Here is a 17397-nt window from a genome sequence, read left to right as displayed (position 1 = left end):
ACAATATCAGGATGCCGTTCATTGTGAGTATAGGTAACAATGAGCTACGATCCGTCAGTCGTCGTCGGCCGCTCTCCGTGCCGGCGCCCGCTCACTTCCGTAGGAGCCCATGCATCCCGACCGTGAACCCACCTGGACCCCGCCTGCCGACGCCAGGGAACAGCCCCGGCAGGTCCGTCGCATCCTGAAGCTCTTCCGCCCGTACCGCGGACGGCTCGCCGTCGTCGGCCTCCTCGTCGGAGCCTCCTCGCTGGTCTCGGTGGCCACACCGTTCCTCCTCAAGGAGATCCTCGACGTCGCGATCCCCGACGGCCGCACCGGCCTGCTGAGCCTGCTCGCGCTCGGCATGATCCTCAGCGCGGTCCTCTCCAGCGTCTTCGGCGTGCTCCAGACGCTGATCTCGACCACCGTCGGCCAGCGCGTCATGCACGACCTGCGCACGGCCGTCTATGGCCGCCTGCAGCGCATGTCGCTCGCCTTCTTCACCCGCACCCGCACCGGCGAGGTGCAGTCCCGCATAGCCAACGACATCGGCGGCATGCAGGCGACCGTCACCTCCACCGCCACCTCCCTCGTCTCCAACGCCACCAGCGTGGTCGCCACGATCGTCGCGATGGTCGCCCTCGACTGGCGCCTGACGGTCGTCTCCCTGCTCCTGCTGCCGGTCTTCGTGTGGATCAGCCGCCGCGTGGGCAACGAGCGCAAGAAGATCACCACGCAGCGCCAGAAACAGATGGCGGCCATGGCCGCCACGGTCACCGAGTCGCTGTCCGTCAGTGGCATCCTGCTCGGCCGCACCATGGGCCGCTCCGACTCGCTCAACGCATCCTTCGCGCAGGAGTCCGAGCGACTGGTCGACCTCGAGGTGAAGTCGAGCATGGCCGGCCGCTGGCGCATGGCCGTGATCACCATCGTCATGGCCGCGATGCCCGCCGTCATCTACTGGACCGCGGGCCTCGCCCTCCAGCTCGGCGGCCCCCAGGTCTCGCTCGGCACCATCGTCGCCTTCGTCTCGCTCCAGCAGGGCCTGTTCCGCCCGGCGGTGAGCCTGCTGGCGACCGGTGTCCAGATCCAGGCCTCCCTCGCGCTCTTCCAGCGCATCTTCGAGTACCTGGACCTGCCCGTCGACATCACCGAGCGCGACCAGCCGGTCCACCTCGACCAGGTCAAGGGTGAGGTCCGCTTCGAGGGGGTCGAGTTCCGGTACGACAACGGCGACGACGGCGCCAGGACCCGCCCCGTCCTCGACGGCGTCGACGTCACCGTCCCGGCCGGCGGCAGCCTGGCGGTGGTCGGCCCGACCGGCGCCGGCAAGTCCACGCTCGGCTATCTGGTGCCCCGGCTCTACGACGTCTCCGGCGGACGGGTCACCATCGACGGCGTCGACGTGCGTGACCTCGACTTCGACACCCTCGCCCGTGCGGTCGGCGTCGTCTCGCAGGAGACGTACCTCTTCCACGCCTCGGTGGCCGACAACCTCCGCTTCGCCAAGCCGGACGCCACTGACGAGGAACTGCACGCGGCGGCCCGGGCCGCCCAGATCCACGACCACATCGCCGCGCTGCCCGACGGGTACGACACCGTCGTCGGCGAACGCGGGCATCGCTTCTCCGGAGGCGAGAAGCAGCGGCTCGCGATAGCCCGGACCATCCTGCGCGACCCGCCGGTCCTCATCCTCGACGAGGCGACCAGCGCCCTGGACAACGGCACCGAAGCCGCGGTGCAGCAGGCCATCGACGCCCTGTCGGCCGACCGCACGACCCTCACCATCGCCCACCGCCTGTCCACTGTCCGCGGTGCCGACCAGATCATGGTCCTGGACTCCGGCAAGGTCGGCGAACGGGGTACGCACGAGGAACTGCTGGAGCTGGACGGCAGATACGCGGCCCTGGTGCGCCGGGACGCGCAGTTGGAACCGGCGGGCTGACGCGGAACCGTAACCGACAAGCTGACGATATGTCGGGTTTATGGCTATAGGCGTATTACCGTGCCCGCATGCGTATGAACACTCCGCCACGGAGCACGATGCGACTGACGCGCCGGGGCAAGCTCGTCCTCGTCGTGACCGGCGCCGTCCTGGCCGGCACCGCCGTGGCGGTGCCGCTGCTGCACCGGGACGGCGGTCACGGGCAGGCGAAGCCGACCCTGAAGCTGGTCATTCCGGAAGGCTGGCGCGCGAGCCAGATCTACGATTCCGTCGACAAGGCCCTCCAGCTGCCTCAGGGCAGCACACGGAAGGCCATCGGCAAGGCCCCCCTGAAACTGCCGAGCGACGCCCAGGGCAACCCGGAGGGCTACCTCTTCCCGGCGACCTACCCCTACCAGAAGGGCGCGACCCCCGAGACACTGCTGCAGTTCATGGTCGACACCGCCGACAAGAAGTTCAGCCGGGCGCCGGTCGCGGCCGGGGCGCAGCGCAACGCGATGAACGTCTACCAGGCCGTCACCATCGCCAGCATCGTCCAGGCCGAGGCCTCCACCAAGGCCGACATGGGGAAAGTGGCCCGGGTGATCTACAACCGACTGCAGCGGGGCATGCCGCTGCAGATGGACTCCACCCTCAACTACGCGCTGAACCGCAACTCCGTGCACACCAGCGTGGACGACACCCGCACGGAGAGCCCGTACAACTCCTACCAGCGCATGGGTCTGCCGCCCACCCCGATCGACAACCCCGGTGAGGAGGCGATGCATGCCGCGATCACCCCGCCGCCGGGCGACTGGCTGTACTTCGTCACGATCAAGCCGGGCGACACCCGCTTCACCGCCGACTACGCCGAGCACCTGCGCAATGTCGCCGAGTTCAACGAAAGCCACCAGTCACCGGCACCTCAGTCACCGGCACCTCAGTCACCGGCACCTCAGTCACCGGGACAGCCTCAGGGGCCCGCCCCGAGCGCGCAGCAGCTGCCGGCCACGCAGCCGCCCCGCTGAGCCGACGGGGCGTCACGCGGCGACCGGCTCCTCGGCCAGCAGCCGCCTGATGTCCCGTACGGCCGCGCGGCCTGCCCGGTTGGCGCCGATGGTGCTGGCCGAGGGGCCGTAGCCGACGAGATGGACGCGCGGATCGGCGATCGCGCGGGTCCCCTCGACCCGGATCCCGCCGCCCGGTTCGCGCAGCCGCAGCGGCGTGAGGTGATCGAGGGCGGCCCGGAAGCCGGTGGCCCAGAGGATGACGTCGGCGGCGATGTGTCGACCGTGCCGTCCGTCGGTCCACTCCACCCCGTCCGGGGTGATCCGGTCGAACATGCGCTGCCGGTCCAGGACCCCGTCGGCCAGGCCCTGCCGGATGGCGTCGTTGAGCGGAAGCCCGGTGACGGAGACCACGCTCCTCGGCGGCAGGCCCTGGCGTACCCGCTCCTCCACCAGCGCCACCGCGGCGCGGCCCGTCTCCTGGTCGAACGGGCCCTCGCGGAAGACCGGGGGCCGCCGGGTGACCCAGGTGGTGGCAGCCGCGTACGGGGCGACCTCCAGCAGGTGCTGGGTACCCGACGCACCGCCGCCGACGACCACGACCCGCTGCCCGGTGAACTCCTCGGGCCCGGCGTACTGCGCGGTGTGCAACTGCCGTCCGCGGAAGGTCTCCTGACCGGGGTAGCGCGGCCAGAACGGCCGGTCCCAGGTGCCGGTCGCGTTGATGAGCGCCCGTGTGGACCAGATGCCGTCCGAGGTCTCCACCAACAGCCGCCCGTCGTCCCCCTCGCGTACGGCCCGCACGTCGACGGGGCGCCGTACCCGCAGGTCGAAGGTGCGCTCGTAGCGGTCGAAGTACTCGCGGACGACCTCCGCCGAGGGCCGCGCGGGATCGGCGTCAGTCAGCTCCATGCCCGGCAGGGAGTGCATCCCGTGGACCTTGCCGTACGTCAGCGACGGCCACCGGTACTGCCAGGCGCCGCCCGGACCGGGGGAGTGGTCCAGGACCACGAAGTCGCGGTCCGGCTCGAAGCCGGTGCGCCGCAGGTGGTAGGCGCTGGACAGACCGGCCTGACCAGCGCCTGTGACGACTGCCTCGACCTCGCGCGTGTTGTTCACGCTTCCACTAACAGAGTCGTGACCGTGGATCTTCCCGGGTGGGTCACGGGCCTCAGGAGGTCCTGGCCGGGGTGGTCGAGGGCGGCAGGCCGCCGTTGAACCGGGGGTCCACGAAATCGCCGAAGCCCACCCTCCCAGGGATGAGCTTCAGCTCGGTGAAGGTGTCGGCGATCTGCTGCTCGGAGATGACGAGCTGCTTGTCGACGGTGACCGGGACACGGGTGGAATTGCTGCGCTTCACCGACGCCAGCGCCACCTCGTACGGCAGCCCGGTGTCCTTCGCCCACACCTCGGCCCACCCCTCCTGATGGTCGTACGCCCAGGCCTGCGCACGTTGCAGTCGCGCGAGGTATTCCTTGACGGCGGCGGCCTTCTTCGGGTCCCGCAGCGCGGTGGGCGCGACCACCTGGAAGGTGAGCCCGTGGGTGATGCCGTCGCCGGTGGTGAGCACCCGCCCCTGCTTGGCCTGCAGGATCTGGGAGGTGTATGGGTCCCAGACCGCCCACGCGTCGACCTTGCCGGAGGTGAAGGCGGCGAGCGCGTCGGCCGGCCGCAGATACATGACCTGGACATCGTTCGGGCTCAGCCCGGCTGCCTTGAGGGAGGCGACCAGCTGGTAGTGCGCGGAGGAGCCCTGCGCCACGGCGATCGACCTGCCCTTGAGGGCGGCGGGCCCGGTCAGCTTCGAGCCGTTCGGTACGAGGATGGCGTCGCCCTCGGACGCGCCGTGCCAGGCGGCGACCACCGTGATCTTCTAGCCGGCGCCGGCCGCGAACACCGGCGGGGTGTCACCGACACCCCCGATGTCGACGGCCTCGGCGTCGACCGCCGCCAGCAGTGGCGGCCCGGAGGTGAACGTCGACTACTTGATCTTGTACTCCAGGTTCTTCAGCTCACCGGCGGCCCTCAGGATGGCTTCCGAACCGCCCTTCTGGTCAACCGACGCCGAGCGTGAGCGAGCACGAACCGTCGGTACCGGTACCCGTACTGGCGGACGAGCTGCCGCGGCAGGCCGTGAGCAGGAGGGCGAGAGGCAGGAGCAGCGCGGCGGGGACGAGGCGGCGTCGCATGGCGGATCCGTTCTTTTCGGGGGCCGAGGGGGAATTCAGGCGGCTTCGGCGACGGTGCTGACGCCGAGCCGTTCCAGCAGGCCGGCCCGCAGCGGGGCGAAGCGGGGGTCGGCGATGTCGCGCGGCCGGTCGAGGCCGATGCGCTGTTCATGGGCGATGCGCCCGCTGTCCGTCACCAGGACGCGGTCGGCGAGCAGCACCGCCTCCTCGGCGTCGTGCGTGACCAGAAGCACCGCGCAGCCGCGGTGCTGGCACAACTCCCCGACCAGCCGCTGGGCCTTGATCCGGGTGAGCGCGTCGAGGGCGTCGAACGGTTCGTCGAGCAGCAGCAGATCGGCTTCACGCACCAGGGCGCGGGCGAGGGAGGCGCGCTGGGCCTCGCCGCCGGAGCGGGTTCTGGGCCAGACGCCCGCGAGGTGACCGAGTCCCACCTCGTCCAACGCCCGCTCCGCGACACCGCGTTCGGGCCTGCCGGGCAGGCCGAGCAGCACGTTGGGCCACACCTCCTTCCACGGCATCAGCCTGGGTGCCTGGAAGGCCACCGCCCGGCGGCGCGGCGCCAGCACGGTCCCCTCCACCTCGCGGTCGAGCCCGGCGAGGATGCGCAGGAGCGTGGACTTGCCGCAGCCGCTGCGGCAGAGCAGGGCCACGAACCCGCCGGGCTCGATGTCGAGTCGCAGATCGTCGATGACGGCACGGCCGTCGAAGGAGCCGGTGCTCCATGGTCAACGGCGTCTAGCCCCGTGGACCCGCCGTACCGTGGACCGGTCGCGTCGAGAGGAGTGGAACCCGGCGAATGGGCCAGGATGAGGGCATGTCAGATGCCTTCACCACTCGGATGCTGAACGTGGCCACCGGTTCCCGGGAGCGGGTCGTCGACCTGACCGCCGACTGCGCGGAGTTCCTGCGCGAGGCGGCGGCCGGCCGCGACGGCCTGCTGAACATCTTTGTCCCCCACGCCACCGCCGGCATCGCCGTCATCGAGACGGGAGCCGGCAGCGACGACGACCTTCTGGCCGCCCTGCACACCTTGCTTCCCGCCGACGACCGCTGGCAGCACCGGCACGGCAGCCCGGGCCACGGCCGCGACCACGTCCTCCCCGCGCTCGTCCCGCCGCACGCGACCCTTCCGGTCATCGACGGGCGGCTGGAACTGGGCACCTGGCAGTCGGTGTGCCTCGTGGACACCAATAAAGACAATGTCAACCGTCAGGTGCGGCTGAGCTTCCTGGGCTGAGCAAGATCGTCCTGGGTGTGGCCGCCACATCTCAGTACGCAACGGGGAGCGGCGTTCTCCGGCCTCGGTCATGGCAGTGGTGACCGCGGTTCTGACGTCGCGATTCCCGTGGAGGAAGGTGCGGGAAACGTCCGCGCGGTGTGCGACGGCGGCGACGCTGACCTGGGCTTTCTCAGCTCAGCTCAGGACCGGCTCGGCCACTGGAGCCGTCCGTGCCGCCGGACCGTGGTCCCCTACCAGGAGTTCCGGTCCGGCGGCGGGCTCCGTTCAGTCCTTGGGCCGCTCGGACGCCAGCAGCTCCCGGAGTTCGTCCATCGCCTCCCGGAGCCGGTCGGCGAACGTCCGCATCTGCGCAGCGACCGCCATCGGCGTGCTCAGGTAGAGGTTGAACCGCTCGGGAAGGAGCACATAGGCGACACCGATGCACTGGCTGCTGGTCGACCCGAAGCCGAAGTACTGGATATTGACGGACGGCGCGGAGCTCGTGCTCAGGTAGTCGTCCCGCATGGTCAACCAGCCCGGCGTCCGGTACAGCGCGGGCTGCTCGGTCACCCCGAGCTCGGCCCCGCGCCGGCGCTGGATCAGCTCCAGCTCCCACAGGTGCTGCTCCGGCACCTGCCCGGCCTGGCACGCCTTCGCGCGCGCCACATGGGCCTCGGTGGCTGCCCGGAAGGCGGCGCGCCGGGCGTCCGCGTCCGCTGCGGGGTCCTCCATCGCCGCCACGAAAGCCGTCATCTCGGTGGTGACGACGCGCATCGCCTCGGTCCGCCCGTGCCGGTACTGCCGGGTGGCGATCGACTCGTACGTGGCACCCAGGTGCCCCTTGGCGCGCTGGTGGGCGAGCTGGTAGGCGGCTTGGACGAACGCGTCCGGCGAGACCCCCAACACCTTGGCCGCGCTGCTGCCGAAGTCCGCGAACGACAACGTGCTGGTCGCGGTGTTCTCCCCGTACGCCGCGAACGCGTCGGCGGCGGAGCGCGCCTGGTCCCGCAGCGCGTCGTCCAGTTCGAACACGATCCGCTCCAGCGCCGGCAGCCCCTGGGAGCGGGCTCCGGACTGCCGGGACTGCTCCTCGGCCGGGGTGTTGAGCAGGGCGTCGGTGAAGGTGAGGATCGTGGTCCCGTCCAACTCGCAGTGCTCGACGTTGATGCCCGCCCGTCCGTCGGCGAAGACGACGAAGGACACGGCCTTGTCGAACCAGCGGTTGCCACGGTCGCCGTACAGCAGCTGGTCACAGGCCTCCTGGACGTCCGCGGGGGCGAAGTCCTCCAGAGCGACGCAGAACAGCGCGGTCTCGACATCGTCAAGGGCGTCGGCGTTGCGGGGGTGGCAGGCGACAAGGGACTCCCGGGCGGCCGCCCACTCCGCGCGGGCCATGGTGGTGAGGTGGCCCACCGAGGTGTCCGCGCCGGCCGGGTCGGCGTCGGCCTTCATCACGGCGCGCAGTCCCGCCTCGATGTCATCCAGGCTGTGCGGGACACCGTCCGGACCCAGCACGTCCAGCCGGAACATGCCGCCCCGGAAGAACACCACGACGTGCCGGGCCTCGGACGGGCCCGGCCACTCCTCGGTGTAGGGGGCGCGGACGGTGTCCTGCTGCACGCCGGGGATACGCGTGGTGGAGAACAGAAACTTGTTCTGCACCATCGACTGAGGTGCTCCGCGCTGCACCACCGGTGGAATCAGCCCCTGATCGAGCTGCCGCTTGTAGTTGAGGGCCCCGGCGACGAGCCCGGCCGCCCGCTCCACCTGCGCCTGGTCGGAGTCCTGGAACAGGAAGAAGAAGTTGGCGTTGAGCGCGATCCGGTCCCGGCGGCCCAGGTATCGGTACGGCCAGAAGGTGTCGAGCCAGCTGTGCACACCCTCCGTGGCGTCGTATTCCTCCAGCGCGGCATGCAGCACCCGGCCGGGGCCACCGGGTCCGAGAAAGGCGGCTACCTCCGCCTCCGTCGCCGACCGCTCGTCGGCGGTCAGCAGCGGCGTACACCAGGCGAGAAACCTCTCGCAGCTCGCATCCAGCGTAGGCAGCGGCACGCGCGGGAGGCTGTTCTCCTGGGCGAAGGTCGCGTTGCCTGACGCATCCTGACTGGTCTTCAACTCTGTTCTCGATTCGGATCGTCGGTACCTGTGATGTCGTACGGCCGGGAAAGGTAGAGCTGTGCGTACAGCCAGCCTTCCGCCTCCAGGCCCCGTGGATCCACCCCTGCGGCCGACATGCTGTCGAGCACGAGCGCCTGCTCCTGCGGGGAGGCGAACCGCCGCTGTCTGAACACCTCGTCGACGCGTATGGTCCGGTAACCCAGACTCGCCAATGCGCGCTCGACGGGGTCGAACGGGAACATCCGCAGCACGAAGTGCGCCATCCAGGGCCGGCGGATGCCCTGCGCCCGGACGATTCGCGTGAGCGTCCGCTCGGTGACGTAGCCGACGCAGCCCGTCGAGATCACCAGGTCCGTACCCGAGAGCTGGGCGCGCTGTCGCGGTGTGGGCTCGTGCTCCTCCAGGTCGGCTTGCACCGCGTCGTCGAGGAACCCGGCCTCAAGACCGTAGGACAGCGCGCTGCCGGAGGTGTCGAGGCCGACGAAACGGATCGCTTGCGGGGGTTGGCGTGACCGAGCGAGCTCCCGGTCGCGGGCCAGCAAGGCCTCGCGGCTCTCACCCGCACGCTCCTCGTCGCCGTAGCGCGCGTACAGCTCGTCCATGGTCGCGTCGTACTTCAGCAGGGCTGCGTTGATTCCGTACGAGCAGCCGATGTCCAGCACCTTCGGTACCGCGACGTGCTGGGACTCCCGGTACTCGGTGATGATCTTGGCGAAGTAGGGCTTGGCCTGCTGCGGGACGCCGTAGTCGAGCGGGCGCAGCACCCTGAAATAGGTTCGCGGATCGGGCTGGTCGTAGATGTGGTCGAGTGAGACTTTTCCGGTCACGTCGAAACGCACAGGGCTTACTCCTCCGTGGGATCGCGCAGGGGGAAACGGCCTACGGCGACTACGCGTTCTCGCCGCCCGCTAGTCCAGGAGCCGGTCGCCGCGGACCGCCCGGCCCTCGGCCGCCAGGTGCTCGGGCAGCACCCGGCCGAAGAGCTGCCGGGTCCGTTCCACGCTCCCGATGACGCCGGGGCGCTCGCTGTAGGCGAATATCGCGGAGTGGCGCGCGACTTCGCCGCGCACCCGGCTCACTCGGTGCAGCGAGTAGCGGCCCTTGAACAACTGAAGGTCACCAGGTTGCAGGGGGAGGCGCCGGGTCAACCGCTCGCCCCGGCCGTCCACTACGTCCCGGACGTCGTCGAAATTCTCGTCCTGCGCGGTCCGAATGTTCGGGCAGTACTCGAAGACGCCGCCGGCCTGCGCTTGCTGGGTGAGCATGCTCACGGTGAACTCGTTGGTGTCGAAGTGCCAGGGGTGCTCCATGCCCGGCGCGATGACGTTGAGAACCAGCCCGGAGAGCGGGTCCGCCAGCTCGTGCAGTTCCGGCAGTTCGAAGCAGCGGGCGATGAAGTGCCGGAACGTCAAGTTGGAGTAGAGCCGGCTGATGAGGGAGTCCGCGGGGATGCGGTCCCGTGCGACGAACGCGTTACCCCGCTCGAAGATCTTCCGGCCCGGATGGTCCTCCGGCAGTGCCGAGTCCACTGCGATGTTGTAGACGTTCACCGTCTCGGTGTCGTGGTGCGCCCGGGGGGCGATGGCCGAGCACTCCTGCCGCAGCACATCGCGTAGCGACGGGCGAATGAAGTCCGGCAGCACGGTGCAGCCGAGAGTCGACAGGTCGCGCCGGGCACGGGAAACCACGGCCTGTCCCCGGGCGCTCGCGAGTTCCGACAGGGGATAGCGAGCCGTGTCGACTACCTGATCAAACGTCAGGGCTTCGAAAGAGCGCATTCGATCCTCTCCGCAGGCGGGCCGCCCCTCTCGCCGGTTCCCCCGCCGGCCCGCGGTTCCGTCTCCTACCCGCACAGGGGACGAGCGACGCGATCCGTGCGGTCGGCCGGACCTCACGCCCGGCTTTTCAGTAACTAGGCTGGCAGGAAGGGCACTTGAAGTTCCCACAGTGGTGCAGTGTTGTCTGTATGTGACGCGTCACACTGCCCAACTGCGCGTTCCGGCAGGCCTTCGCGGGTTCGGCACGGGCCGACAGTCGCGCAGGAGCCGCAGTGGCCGGTCAGGCCCTTCGCGGTCAGTGAGATCAGAATGTCGTCCAGCGCGCCCGTGCGGCGGACGTACGAGGGCGGCAGCTGAGGCCGGAACGTACCCAGCCGGTTCCGGGGGACCCGGACCGTGACCGCACCGACCTCCGTCATGACCTCCTTGGCCCTTAGCCGTTGCGCATGTTGCCGCCGGAACGGGACCCGCCTGCCGACCCGGCCGGCCTCCGTGGCCAAGTGCTCGTCCGTCTCCGGCTCCAGGGTGGCATGCATCAGGGGCTGGCATGATGCGCCGCCATGGAAACGGGAGACGACAGTGATGAGGCGTACGCAGTCGGCCTGTGCAACCTGCTGCTGGTTGAGTCGGGCTTGACCCAGCACAAGTTCGGCTGGTTGCCGGGTGATCCCGGGACGGGCGGTCGATACATCCTGTCTCCCCCGACTCTGCTTTCAGCAGGTCGGAGGTTGGTCTCTCATCCGTGAGGGGGAGGCCTTCCGTGCGTCCGGGGCTGCTGCAGCCGGGCCGCGAGCTCCCCAGGCAGGACGTCCCGATTTGCCGGAGTGAGCTGGATGACCTCGATGTCGGTGCGCCGCTTGAGGGCGTCGGTGAACGGATCGAGGTGCGTGTGGACCGTGGCGACGACGTCGACCTCTGCGACGAACAGCGCGTCGACCGCCTGCCGGAACGCCGTACACGACAGTTCCATCCGCCCCAGCTCGTCGATGAGCACCAGCCGCCCTGTTGCCTCCTCGGCCGCTGCCGGCCGAAGCGACGGCAGCGCCAGTCGTTCCATGACGCCCGGATCGACGCCGTATTTCCCTACCCGTGGCGGACCGGGCAGGTCGACATGGGCGAGTACTTCCCGCCGGCCTGCCAAGGTCTCCAGGGCGAAACCGACGCGGGCGCCGGATTGCCGGATCTCCTCCGTCGTGAAGCCGCCGGCTGCGTGGGTGGGCAGCAGCGCGGCGAGCCGACGCAGGGCGGTCGTCTTGCCCGCGCCAGGGCGGCCCTCGAGCAGGATCCTTGTCGGCACAGTGCCATCTTCACCCCCCGCCTCCTGATGCGGCTCGGGTGGGCTCGGCCGAGCGGGGGTTTTGGGGTGCGGACCGGTGCTGGTGCCGCTGTTGCGGGTAGGGCGGCGCGCATGAGCGGAATTGAACTCAGCAGCACCGCGTTCGACGACAGAACGGTGATCCCCCGTCGGTACAGCGGGGAGGGTGAGAACATTTCACTGACCTGTCAGCGCTGAGGGCGTCACCGCTGGTCGTAGCCATGGGCGCCGTACAGCCGGACGAACCGGGCCACGGTGACCGTCCTGCGGTGCGCCAGGTTGTGGGCCCGCCGCTCGTACAGCTCGACGCGCTCCTGCCCGCCCTGCCCGATCGGCTGGACGAGCCGGCCACCGGTGCGGAGCTGGTCCGCGAGCGGCTCAGGCACTCGCGGGAAGGCGCGCAGACGATGACGGCGTACGGGGCACGGGTCGGCACGGGGCGGCATCCCCCGGGTCCCGTCGCCGAGTACGACCGCGGCATTACCGATGCCCTGCCGGGCCAGCCGCAGGCGGGCCTCGTCGACCAGGTCGGGCCGGCGCTCGACGCTGACGACGTACGCGGCCGAGCGGGCCGGCAGCGCGGTCTGCCAGCCGTATCCGGTCCCGACCTCCAGGACCTGTTCGTCTCCGGTGAGGCCGAGAGCGGAGACCATCATGGCGATCAGCGAGGGCTGGGCGGTCACCTGTCCGTGGGGGAGCGGAACGGGCCTGCCCCGGTACGCGGACGCCACCTCGTCCGCGGTCCGTCTTCTCCGCGCCGCTGCTCCCGTCCATGTGCCCCATCCGCCGCTCATACGCCGCGCTGCCGCTCCGGCCCCATGGCGGTATGTTCCGCGCGCGGTGCGATCCGGGGCGGTCGGGCGCCAAGGGGCCCGTGATCCGGGAGGCACAGCGCGTCGGAGTCAGGACGGGGTCCCCGGGTCGGCGTACCGCAGCAGGGCGCCCACGCCCTCGCACAGCCTCAGCTCGCTCTCCGGCACGACGACCAGCTCGGCACCGGTGCCGACGAGGGCCCGGACGAGGGCCTCGTCGGCGCGTTCCTCGCGCGGGGCCCGCACGCCGAAGGACATCAGCTCCGCCTCCGTCAGGGCGAGTTGAGTGGGCTGGGAGCCCGCCCAGAGCCGCAGCGAAGACCCTGGCGGCCGGTTCAGCAGAAGGGCCGCGACCTGGCCGCGCTGGAGGGCGGCGACGGTGGCGGCCAGCCCGTCCGTCATGGGTCCGTCCAGGGCGCGCCGGCCGATGAAGATGTCCACGAGATCCCGGTCGTGCGCGGCCATGCGGCCGCGGAAGACGCCGTCGAGCTGCGGCTCCAACAGGGCGCGTCCGGTGGCGGTGGGGGTCCGGCCGCCCACGCGTACGACCTTGTCCCGCAGGGTGTGCGGCAGGCGGCGGATCAGTACGTTGCACGCCCACTCGTCCCCGCCCACGACGACGGCGTCGGCATGGGCGCGCCGCGCCCGTTCGTCCAGCCGCTGACCGAGCCGGACAGAGGTACGGTGCCAGGCCGCCACCGCGACCCTGCGCTGCAGCCGCTCACCCGGGGTGACGGTAGACGCGGGCCAGGTGCCGGTCTCCGCCTCCAGAGTCACCCAGCCGTGGGTCTCGGCGGTCGGAAGGCCGCCGTAGTGGACGACTACGGCCAGGTAGGGGATCCCCGGAAGATGCTGGGTGACCAGGGGCATCGCGTCCGGCAGGATGCTGTAGCGCGCGGAGTCGTGTTCGGGCGGCCTGGGCAGCTCCCCGTCCAGGACGAGTGTGCCGTGGGCGGCGAAGATGGCCTGACCGTGCACCCCCGGCACCTCTGTGTCGGCGCCGACCACCTCCTCCAGTACGTTCAGCAGCGCCCGGTCCGAGCCCTGGCGGGACAGACTCTCGCGCAGCCGCTGCCAGCGCAGCGCGATCGCCCGGTCGGGATGCTCGACGTTTCGGGAGGTGTTCAGGTACACGGAGGCGAACGGGCCCGGCTCCGCGTAGAGGGGTTCAAGGAACGACAACCTCATCGCCACTCCTCGTCGACGGTCTCCCCTCCTTTGATGATGCGCGCCCCGGGGGCGATGGAGCTCGACGAACGCAAAGCGGGGCGGTCAGGCGCCGGTCGGCAGCAGCCGGCCTCTCGTGAGCATGGTGGCGGCGACCAGGCCTTCCAGCACCGCCAAGCCGTGGGCGGGGTTGTCTTAGCGGAGGTTGGCGGACACCAATAAAGACAATGTCAACCGCCAGGTTCGACTGAGCTTCCTGGGCTGAACATGATCGAACGCCCCTATGACGGATAGGGAAGTGCCTGCTCGGCGTGCGACGGCTGTCGCGGATGAGGCTCGCCACCGTCGTGTCCGGAGGGCAACGAGAGGACGTGCTGACCGCCGCCGCGTCTGGCGGGGGTCACATCGTCGGCTGGGCCGGCGACCGGGAGGCGCCGGGCGCCACCGACCCGATGACCCGGCCGGAACCGGGCCCTTGGCTTCGCGATGAGAGCGGGACGCCCGAAGAGGAAGCCTTCCTGCGGATTCCAGTACGTGCGGACCGTGATGGTACGTGCGGACCGTGATGGGCGGCAAGATCGATCACGTCGTCCTGCATCCTCACGCCTCGTCTGTCATCCGTACGGTCGCCGGTCGCATCCTGGCTGATCCGAGACGGTCACACCCAGCAGTGAGGCGGCCCGCCTGAGCAGGGCCGGAGATCCCTCACTCGCTGACCACTCGGCCGTCACGAACGGCAAGTCGGCAGGCCGCCGCCCCCAGTGGCCGTTCCTGGTCACGAGAGCGGTCCCAGGATCTCCTGAGATTCGATGAGCCCCTGCTCGCTGGGGGCCTCACCGTCGGCGAAGACGCGTGCGGCCTGCCGGGCCCGGAATTCGAGGTGGGCTTCGGCGGGCCTGGCGTAGCCGTAGCGGGCGCGGGCTTCCGCAGGCGCCAGTACTTCCTCCTTGCGGGGAGGAATGCCGAGCTTGACCGGCGCGACCACCGCGACCGTGGAGGGCGAGATCCTTCCCAGCAGGCGCAGTTCGGCCTTGGGGCTGAGGTGGGCGAGCGCGAAGGCCGTTTTCATGACGGGCACGATGAGCAGGTCGAGGAGGCGTGACTGCCGGATCCCGGCCATCTCACGCATCCAGCGCGGCATGGTGGCGATCGTGGCGATCCGCTGCGCCTTCGCGACAACCAGATTCGCCGGCTTCGCCCAGCGCGGCACCGGCGGCAGTACGAGCTCGCTCCTGAGCAGGTGGTTCATGGCCTGCCGGGCGATCGGGCTGGCGGACAGCTGCGGGCGCATCCGTTCGAAGTACGCCCGGACCCCTTCGCGGCTGCGGGGAATGTCGTCGGGTGAGCACGTCTGCAGTTCCGCGGCGAGAGCGCATGCCTCCCAGTACTCCTTCTCCTCCTGCGCGGAGAGCTTCCCGGGCCCGTACTTCTCGTACGCGTAGAGGATCGAGTGCCAGCCGGTGAGCTGGATCCACAGCTGCGAGGCGGGGTCGTTGGCATCGTAGGTCCCGCCGCCGTAGGGCAGTCGGCCGATCGCCTTGGAATGCACCTTGACCAGGATGTCCGCGGCCTGGCACACCTCCCGTGAACCGGCGAAGGCCACCATCGCGAAGTACTTCAGGGTCCGGTCGTAACGAGTGCGGGAGCGCCGGTAGATGCCCTGGGTCGCGTGGACGGCGGCCACCAGCGGCGGGTCGAGTTCCTCCACCACCACGGCTCGCTGGAATCCCACCGTCGGCGCCGTCGGATAGCCCCAGACCTTCCACACCACCGAGCCCGGACCGAAGAAGCCGTAGTCCTCGTGCGGTTCGATCTCGCCGCGCTTCAGCTTCGCCATGAGCCGCTCCTCGTGCGTCCGCGGCGTACGCCGCCCTCAATTACGACACTGCTGTCTTAAATTAAGACACGCATGTCGTAAACTGCCAAGGTGTCAGCGTCCCTCTCTTCGCAAGACAGGCCACGCAAGCGGCGCCCCTACGCCCCGCGCGTCCCGATCGAGCAGCGCCGCGAGCAACTGCTCGACGCCGCCCTCGCCGTGATCGTGAACGACGGCTACGACCGCGTCTCCATCGATGCCATCGCGAAGAGGGCCGATGTCGCCCGGTCGGTGGTCTACGGCGCCTACGACAATCTCGACGCCCTGCTGACCGCCCTGCTCGACCGACAGCAGACACGCGCCTTCGAACGCCTCCTCGAGACGATTCCCAGCCCGCACGGCCCGCACGGCCCGCACGGCCCGAGCGCCCCGGCCGCGTTCGCCGCCGAAACCGTGCGCCGGATGTCCGCGATGCTCCACCAGGACCCGGACACCTGGCGGCTGATCCTGCTGCCCCCGGGCAACATGCCCACCATCGTCCGCGACCGCATCGAGGCGGACAGGGAACGGTTCCGGCTCCGGGTCGAAGCATGGATCTCCCTCGCCCTCGCCCACCGGAACGGCCCGGCCTCCGACCCGCAGCTCGATGCGCAAGTCCTCGCCCACGCACTTGTCGCCTGCGCGGAACACTTCGGCCGTCTCGCACTCACCGATCCCGGCAAGTTCGACCCATCGCGCCTGATCGGCCAGGTACAGGTGATCCTCGGCTCCATCTGGCCGCGGACACATTGACGGCAGCCGGGCGCGGCTTCCCGGCGGCCGCTTCAGTCCTGTCGCAACGGCGACCCGTCGAGTGCAGCGCGTACGCGGCCTCCTCGCCGGCTTCGGCATCCCGGCCGCGCCCTGACGACCACGAAGGCGACGTCCGCGTTCTACTGACGCGACCGAGGCGCGGAGCGGGCCGGCAGCGCCGACAGCCGCTCGGCAGGGTGTCCGGCGACTTCAGCCCGGTCGGACTCGCCCAGTTCGGGGAAGGCGGCACGCGCGTAGGGCCTGGCCGAACGGGTGACCAGCACCGTTCACGACGTCCGCGACCCGCTGCCGCTGTCCGGCTCTTCGGTGGACGCGGTCTTCGCGCACCTGCTGCTCTGCATGGCTCCGTCCACTGCCGAGATCCGAGCACTTGTCGGTGAGGTCGGGCGGGTGCTGCGGCGCGGTGGTGTGTTCGTCCGCACCGTTCGGCACACCGGTGATGCTCACTTCGGGACGGGCAAGTCCCTCGGCCGAGCACGGCGGCTTACACGCCCAGCAGCATGAAGGTCCGTTGATGTCACCTGTCGATGTCAGCCGGAGCCAGCGCTTCTTGCGGATCTTGTGCTTCTTCGCCTCGGCTTCCTGCCGGTGCCGGATCGCTGAGATCGTCGGGCAGGGCCACTTCGGCGCCGCCGCTGAACCGCGCGGTGTAGTTGTACATGAAGCTGCACACGCACGCCACGACGGTGCCCAGGAGGACCTCCAGCGCGACGACCACAGTGGCGATGATCAGCGTCTGCGACGGAGCCGGCCCCTCGCCCGGGGCCACGATGTCCAAAATCACCGACGTGGCGAGCACGGCGCCGAGAACACACACTCCCAGGCCCCCCAGGACGAGGAAACTCATCAGCGTGACCGACCAAGGGTTGTTCTCGGATATGCGCATGCGGGTGGACCGGCGCGGTGGAGCGTGCGGGAGGGTGTGATCACGGGTCGGCGCCGACCGCGGCGACTCGCGTTCGGGTGCCGTTGGGGCGGGCGCCGTGGGTGTCGTCACGATGCGGGACGCGATCCTCGGCGCCCGCTTACGTGCCGTGCCGAGGATCCTGCTGCGCTTGGTTCGACTCATGTCCACTCCCTGGCTGGTCCACAGCTGGGACGCTATGTGCAGGTGTGCGGCCACGCACCCCCGACGATGACGGTGAGTGAACGGGAGTGCGCCGACCTGAGCGGACCGCGACCGTGTTGAACCGCAGAACCGGATGGAGAGCAGGCAGGTTCGGAACTCGCGCAGGGATCAGGACTGCTTGTTCCTCG

The 17397-nt window shown here is 70.0% G+C and carries 15 protein-coding genes and 2 pseudogenes; 5 read left to right on the top strand and 12 right to left on the bottom strand.

All coding sequences use genetic code 11. The features are described from left to right. Positions 1–109: 109 nt before the first annotated feature. Together ACIRU3_RS41590 and mltG are read left to right on the top strand one after the other, a co-directional pair. The gene (locus ACIRU3_RS41590; RefSeq protein WP_404068409.1) at positions 110–1927 is read left to right on the top strand and encodes an ABC transporter ATP-binding protein; all 1818 of its coding nucleotides are present in this window, start codon (positions 110–112) and stop codon (positions 1925–1927) included. 68 nt (positions 1928–1995) lie between these two features. Further along, positions 1996–2934 (top strand): endolytic transglycosylase MltG, encoded by a 939-nt coding sequence (gene mltG, locus ACIRU3_RS41585; protein WP_404068407.1) that lies wholly within the window; start codon positions 1996–1998, stop codon positions 2932–2934. Between the two features lie 12 nt (positions 2935–2946). On the opposite strand, the gene ACIRU3_RS41580 is transcribed toward mltG, so the two are convergent. The 3 genes and pseudogenes from ACIRU3_RS41580 to ACIRU3_RS41570 form a co-directional block, all read right to left on the bottom strand. After that, positions 2947–4032, bottom strand: coding sequence for an NAD(P)-binding domain-containing protein (locus ACIRU3_RS41580; RefSeq protein ID WP_404068405.1), 1086 nt, complete (start codon positions 4030–4032; stop codon positions 2947–2949). Between the two features lie 52 nt (positions 4033–4084). After that, positions 4085–5102, bottom strand: a pseudogene (locus ACIRU3_RS41575) (ABC transporter substrate-binding protein). 35 nt (positions 5103–5137) lie between these two features. After that, positions 5138–5818 (bottom strand): annotated as a pseudogene (locus ACIRU3_RS41570) (ABC transporter ATP-binding protein); the annotation flags it as partial. Between the two features lie 98 nt (positions 5819–5916). On the opposite strand from ACIRU3_RS41570, the gene ACIRU3_RS41565 reads away from it, so the two are divergent. After that, positions 5917–6339: a secondary thiamine-phosphate synthase enzyme YjbQ gene (locus tag ACIRU3_RS41565; protein WP_404068403.1), complete on the top strand. Its 423-nt coding sequence runs from the start codon at positions 5917–5919 to the stop codon at positions 6337–6339. Positions 6340–6606: 267 nt separating this feature from the next. Here the strand turns inward: ACIRU3_RS41565 and ACIRU3_RS41560 are convergent, their stop codons facing one another. The 8 genes from ACIRU3_RS41560 to ACIRU3_RS41525 form a co-directional block, all read right to left on the bottom strand. Continuing rightward, positions 6607–8373 (bottom strand): choline/carnitine O-acyltransferase, encoded by a 1767-nt coding sequence (locus ACIRU3_RS41560; protein WP_404068401.1) that lies wholly within the window; start codon positions 8371–8373, stop codon positions 6607–6609. A gap of 59 nt (positions 8374–8432) precedes the next feature. After that, positions 8433–9278 carry a class I SAM-dependent methyltransferase gene (locus ACIRU3_RS41555; RefSeq protein ID WP_404068399.1) on the bottom strand — a complete coding sequence of 282 codons (846 nt, stop codon included), beginning with the start codon at positions 9276–9278 and terminating at the stop codon, positions 8433–8435. A gap of 69 nt (positions 9279–9347) precedes the next feature. Next, the gene (locus tag ACIRU3_RS41550; RefSeq protein WP_404068396.1) at positions 9348–10217 is read right to left on the bottom strand and encodes an arpA protein; all 870 of its coding nucleotides are present in this window, start codon (positions 10215–10217) and stop codon (positions 9348–9350) included. Between the two features lie 134 nt (positions 10218–10351). Then, positions 10352–10753, bottom strand: a complete 402-nt coding sequence (locus tag ACIRU3_RS41545; RefSeq protein WP_404068393.1) for a transposase — start codon at positions 10751–10753, stop codon at positions 10352–10354. A 200-nt stretch (positions 10754–10953) separates the two neighbouring features. Continuing rightward, complete coding sequence (locus ACIRU3_RS41540) at positions 10954–11514, bottom strand: nucleoside-triphosphatase (RefSeq protein WP_404068391.1); 561 nt, start codon at positions 11512–11514, stop codon at positions 10954–10956. A 221-nt stretch (positions 11515–11735) separates the two neighbouring features. Continuing rightward, positions 11736–12326, bottom strand: coding sequence for a protein-L-isoaspartate O-methyltransferase (locus ACIRU3_RS41535; protein WP_404068388.1), 591 nt, complete (start codon positions 12324–12326; stop codon positions 11736–11738). Between the two features lie 108 nt (positions 12327–12434). Next, on the bottom strand, positions 12435–13532 hold the full coding sequence (locus ACIRU3_RS41530) for a hypothetical protein (RefSeq protein WP_404068386.1): 1098 nt from the start codon (positions 13530–13532) through the stop codon (positions 12435–12437). 754 nt (positions 13533–14286) lie between these two features. After that, a complete protein-coding gene (locus tag ACIRU3_RS41525) occupies positions 14287–15348 on the bottom strand; it encodes an oxygenase MpaB family protein (protein WP_404068384.1) in 1062 nt (353 codons plus the stop codon). 90 nt (positions 15349–15438) lie between these two features. Between ACIRU3_RS41525 and ACIRU3_RS41520 the strand changes: the two genes are divergently transcribed. Together ACIRU3_RS41520 and ACIRU3_RS41515 are read left to right on the top strand one after the other, a co-directional pair. Beyond that, positions 15439–16119, top strand: a complete 681-nt coding sequence (locus ACIRU3_RS41520) for a TetR/AcrR family transcriptional regulator (RefSeq protein WP_404068381.1) — start codon at positions 15439–15441, stop codon at positions 16117–16119. Positions 16120–16392: 273 nt separating this feature from the next. Beyond that, on the top strand, positions 16393–16644 hold the full coding sequence (locus ACIRU3_RS41515) for a class I SAM-dependent methyltransferase (RefSeq protein ID WP_404068379.1): 252 nt from the start codon (positions 16393–16395) through the stop codon (positions 16642–16644). A gap of 13 nt (positions 16645–16657) precedes the next feature. Here ACIRU3_RS41515 and ACIRU3_RS41510 read toward each other — a convergent pair whose 3' ends face one another. After that, positions 16658–17026 carry a DUF3566 domain-containing protein gene (locus tag ACIRU3_RS41510; RefSeq protein WP_404068377.1) on the bottom strand — a complete coding sequence of 123 codons (369 nt, stop codon included), beginning with the start codon at positions 17024–17026 and terminating at the stop codon, positions 16658–16660. Positions 17027–17397: the final 371 nt, after the last annotated feature.

The sequence above is a fragment of the Streptomyces sp. NPDC101151 genome (assembly GCF_044768335.1).
Classification (GTDB): Bacteria; Actinomycetota; Actinomycetes; order Streptomycetales; family Streptomycetaceae; genus Streptomyces.
The sequence above is the reverse complement of the archived record's forward strand: the minus strand, read 5'-3'. Positions and strand labels throughout refer to the sequence as shown.

What these genes read in the sequence shown, in the direction of transcription:
- ACIRU3_RS41535 (WP_404068388.1), bottom strand. Translation starts at nt 12,326, where the DNA reads ATGAGCGGCGGATGGGGCACATGGACGGGAGCAGCGGCGCGGAGAAGA.
- mltG (WP_404068407.1), top strand. Translation starts at nt 1,996, where the DNA reads ATGCGTATGAACACTCCGCCACGGAGCACGATGCGACTGACGCGCCGG.
- ACIRU3_RS41565 (WP_404068403.1), top strand. Translation starts at nt 5,917, where the DNA reads ATGTCAGATGCCTTCACCACTCGGATGCTGAACGTGGCCACCGGTTCC.
- ACIRU3_RS41525 (WP_404068384.1), bottom strand. Translation starts at nt 15,348, where the DNA reads ATGGCGAAGCTGAAGCGCGGCGAGATCGAACCGCACGAGGACTACGGC.
- ACIRU3_RS41590 (WP_404068409.1), top strand. Translation starts at nt 110, where the DNA reads ATGCATCCCGACCGTGAACCCACCTGGACCCCGCCTGCCGACGCCAGG.
- ACIRU3_RS41550 (WP_404068396.1), bottom strand. Translation starts at nt 10,217, where the DNA reads ATGCGCTCTTTCGAAGCCCTGACGTTTGATCAGGTAGTCGACACGGCT.
- ACIRU3_RS41545 (WP_404068393.1), bottom strand. Translation starts at nt 10,753, where the DNA reads ATGCATGCCACCCTGGAGCCGGAGACGGACGAGCACTTGGCCACGGAG.
- ACIRU3_RS41510 (WP_404068377.1), bottom strand. Translation starts at nt 17,026, where the DNA reads ATGCGCATATCCGAGAACAACCCTTGGTCGGTCACGCTGATGAGTTTC.
- ACIRU3_RS41530 (WP_404068386.1), bottom strand. Translation starts at nt 13,532, where the DNA reads ATGAGGTTGTCGTTCCTTGAACCCCTCTACGCGGAGCCGGGCCCGTTC.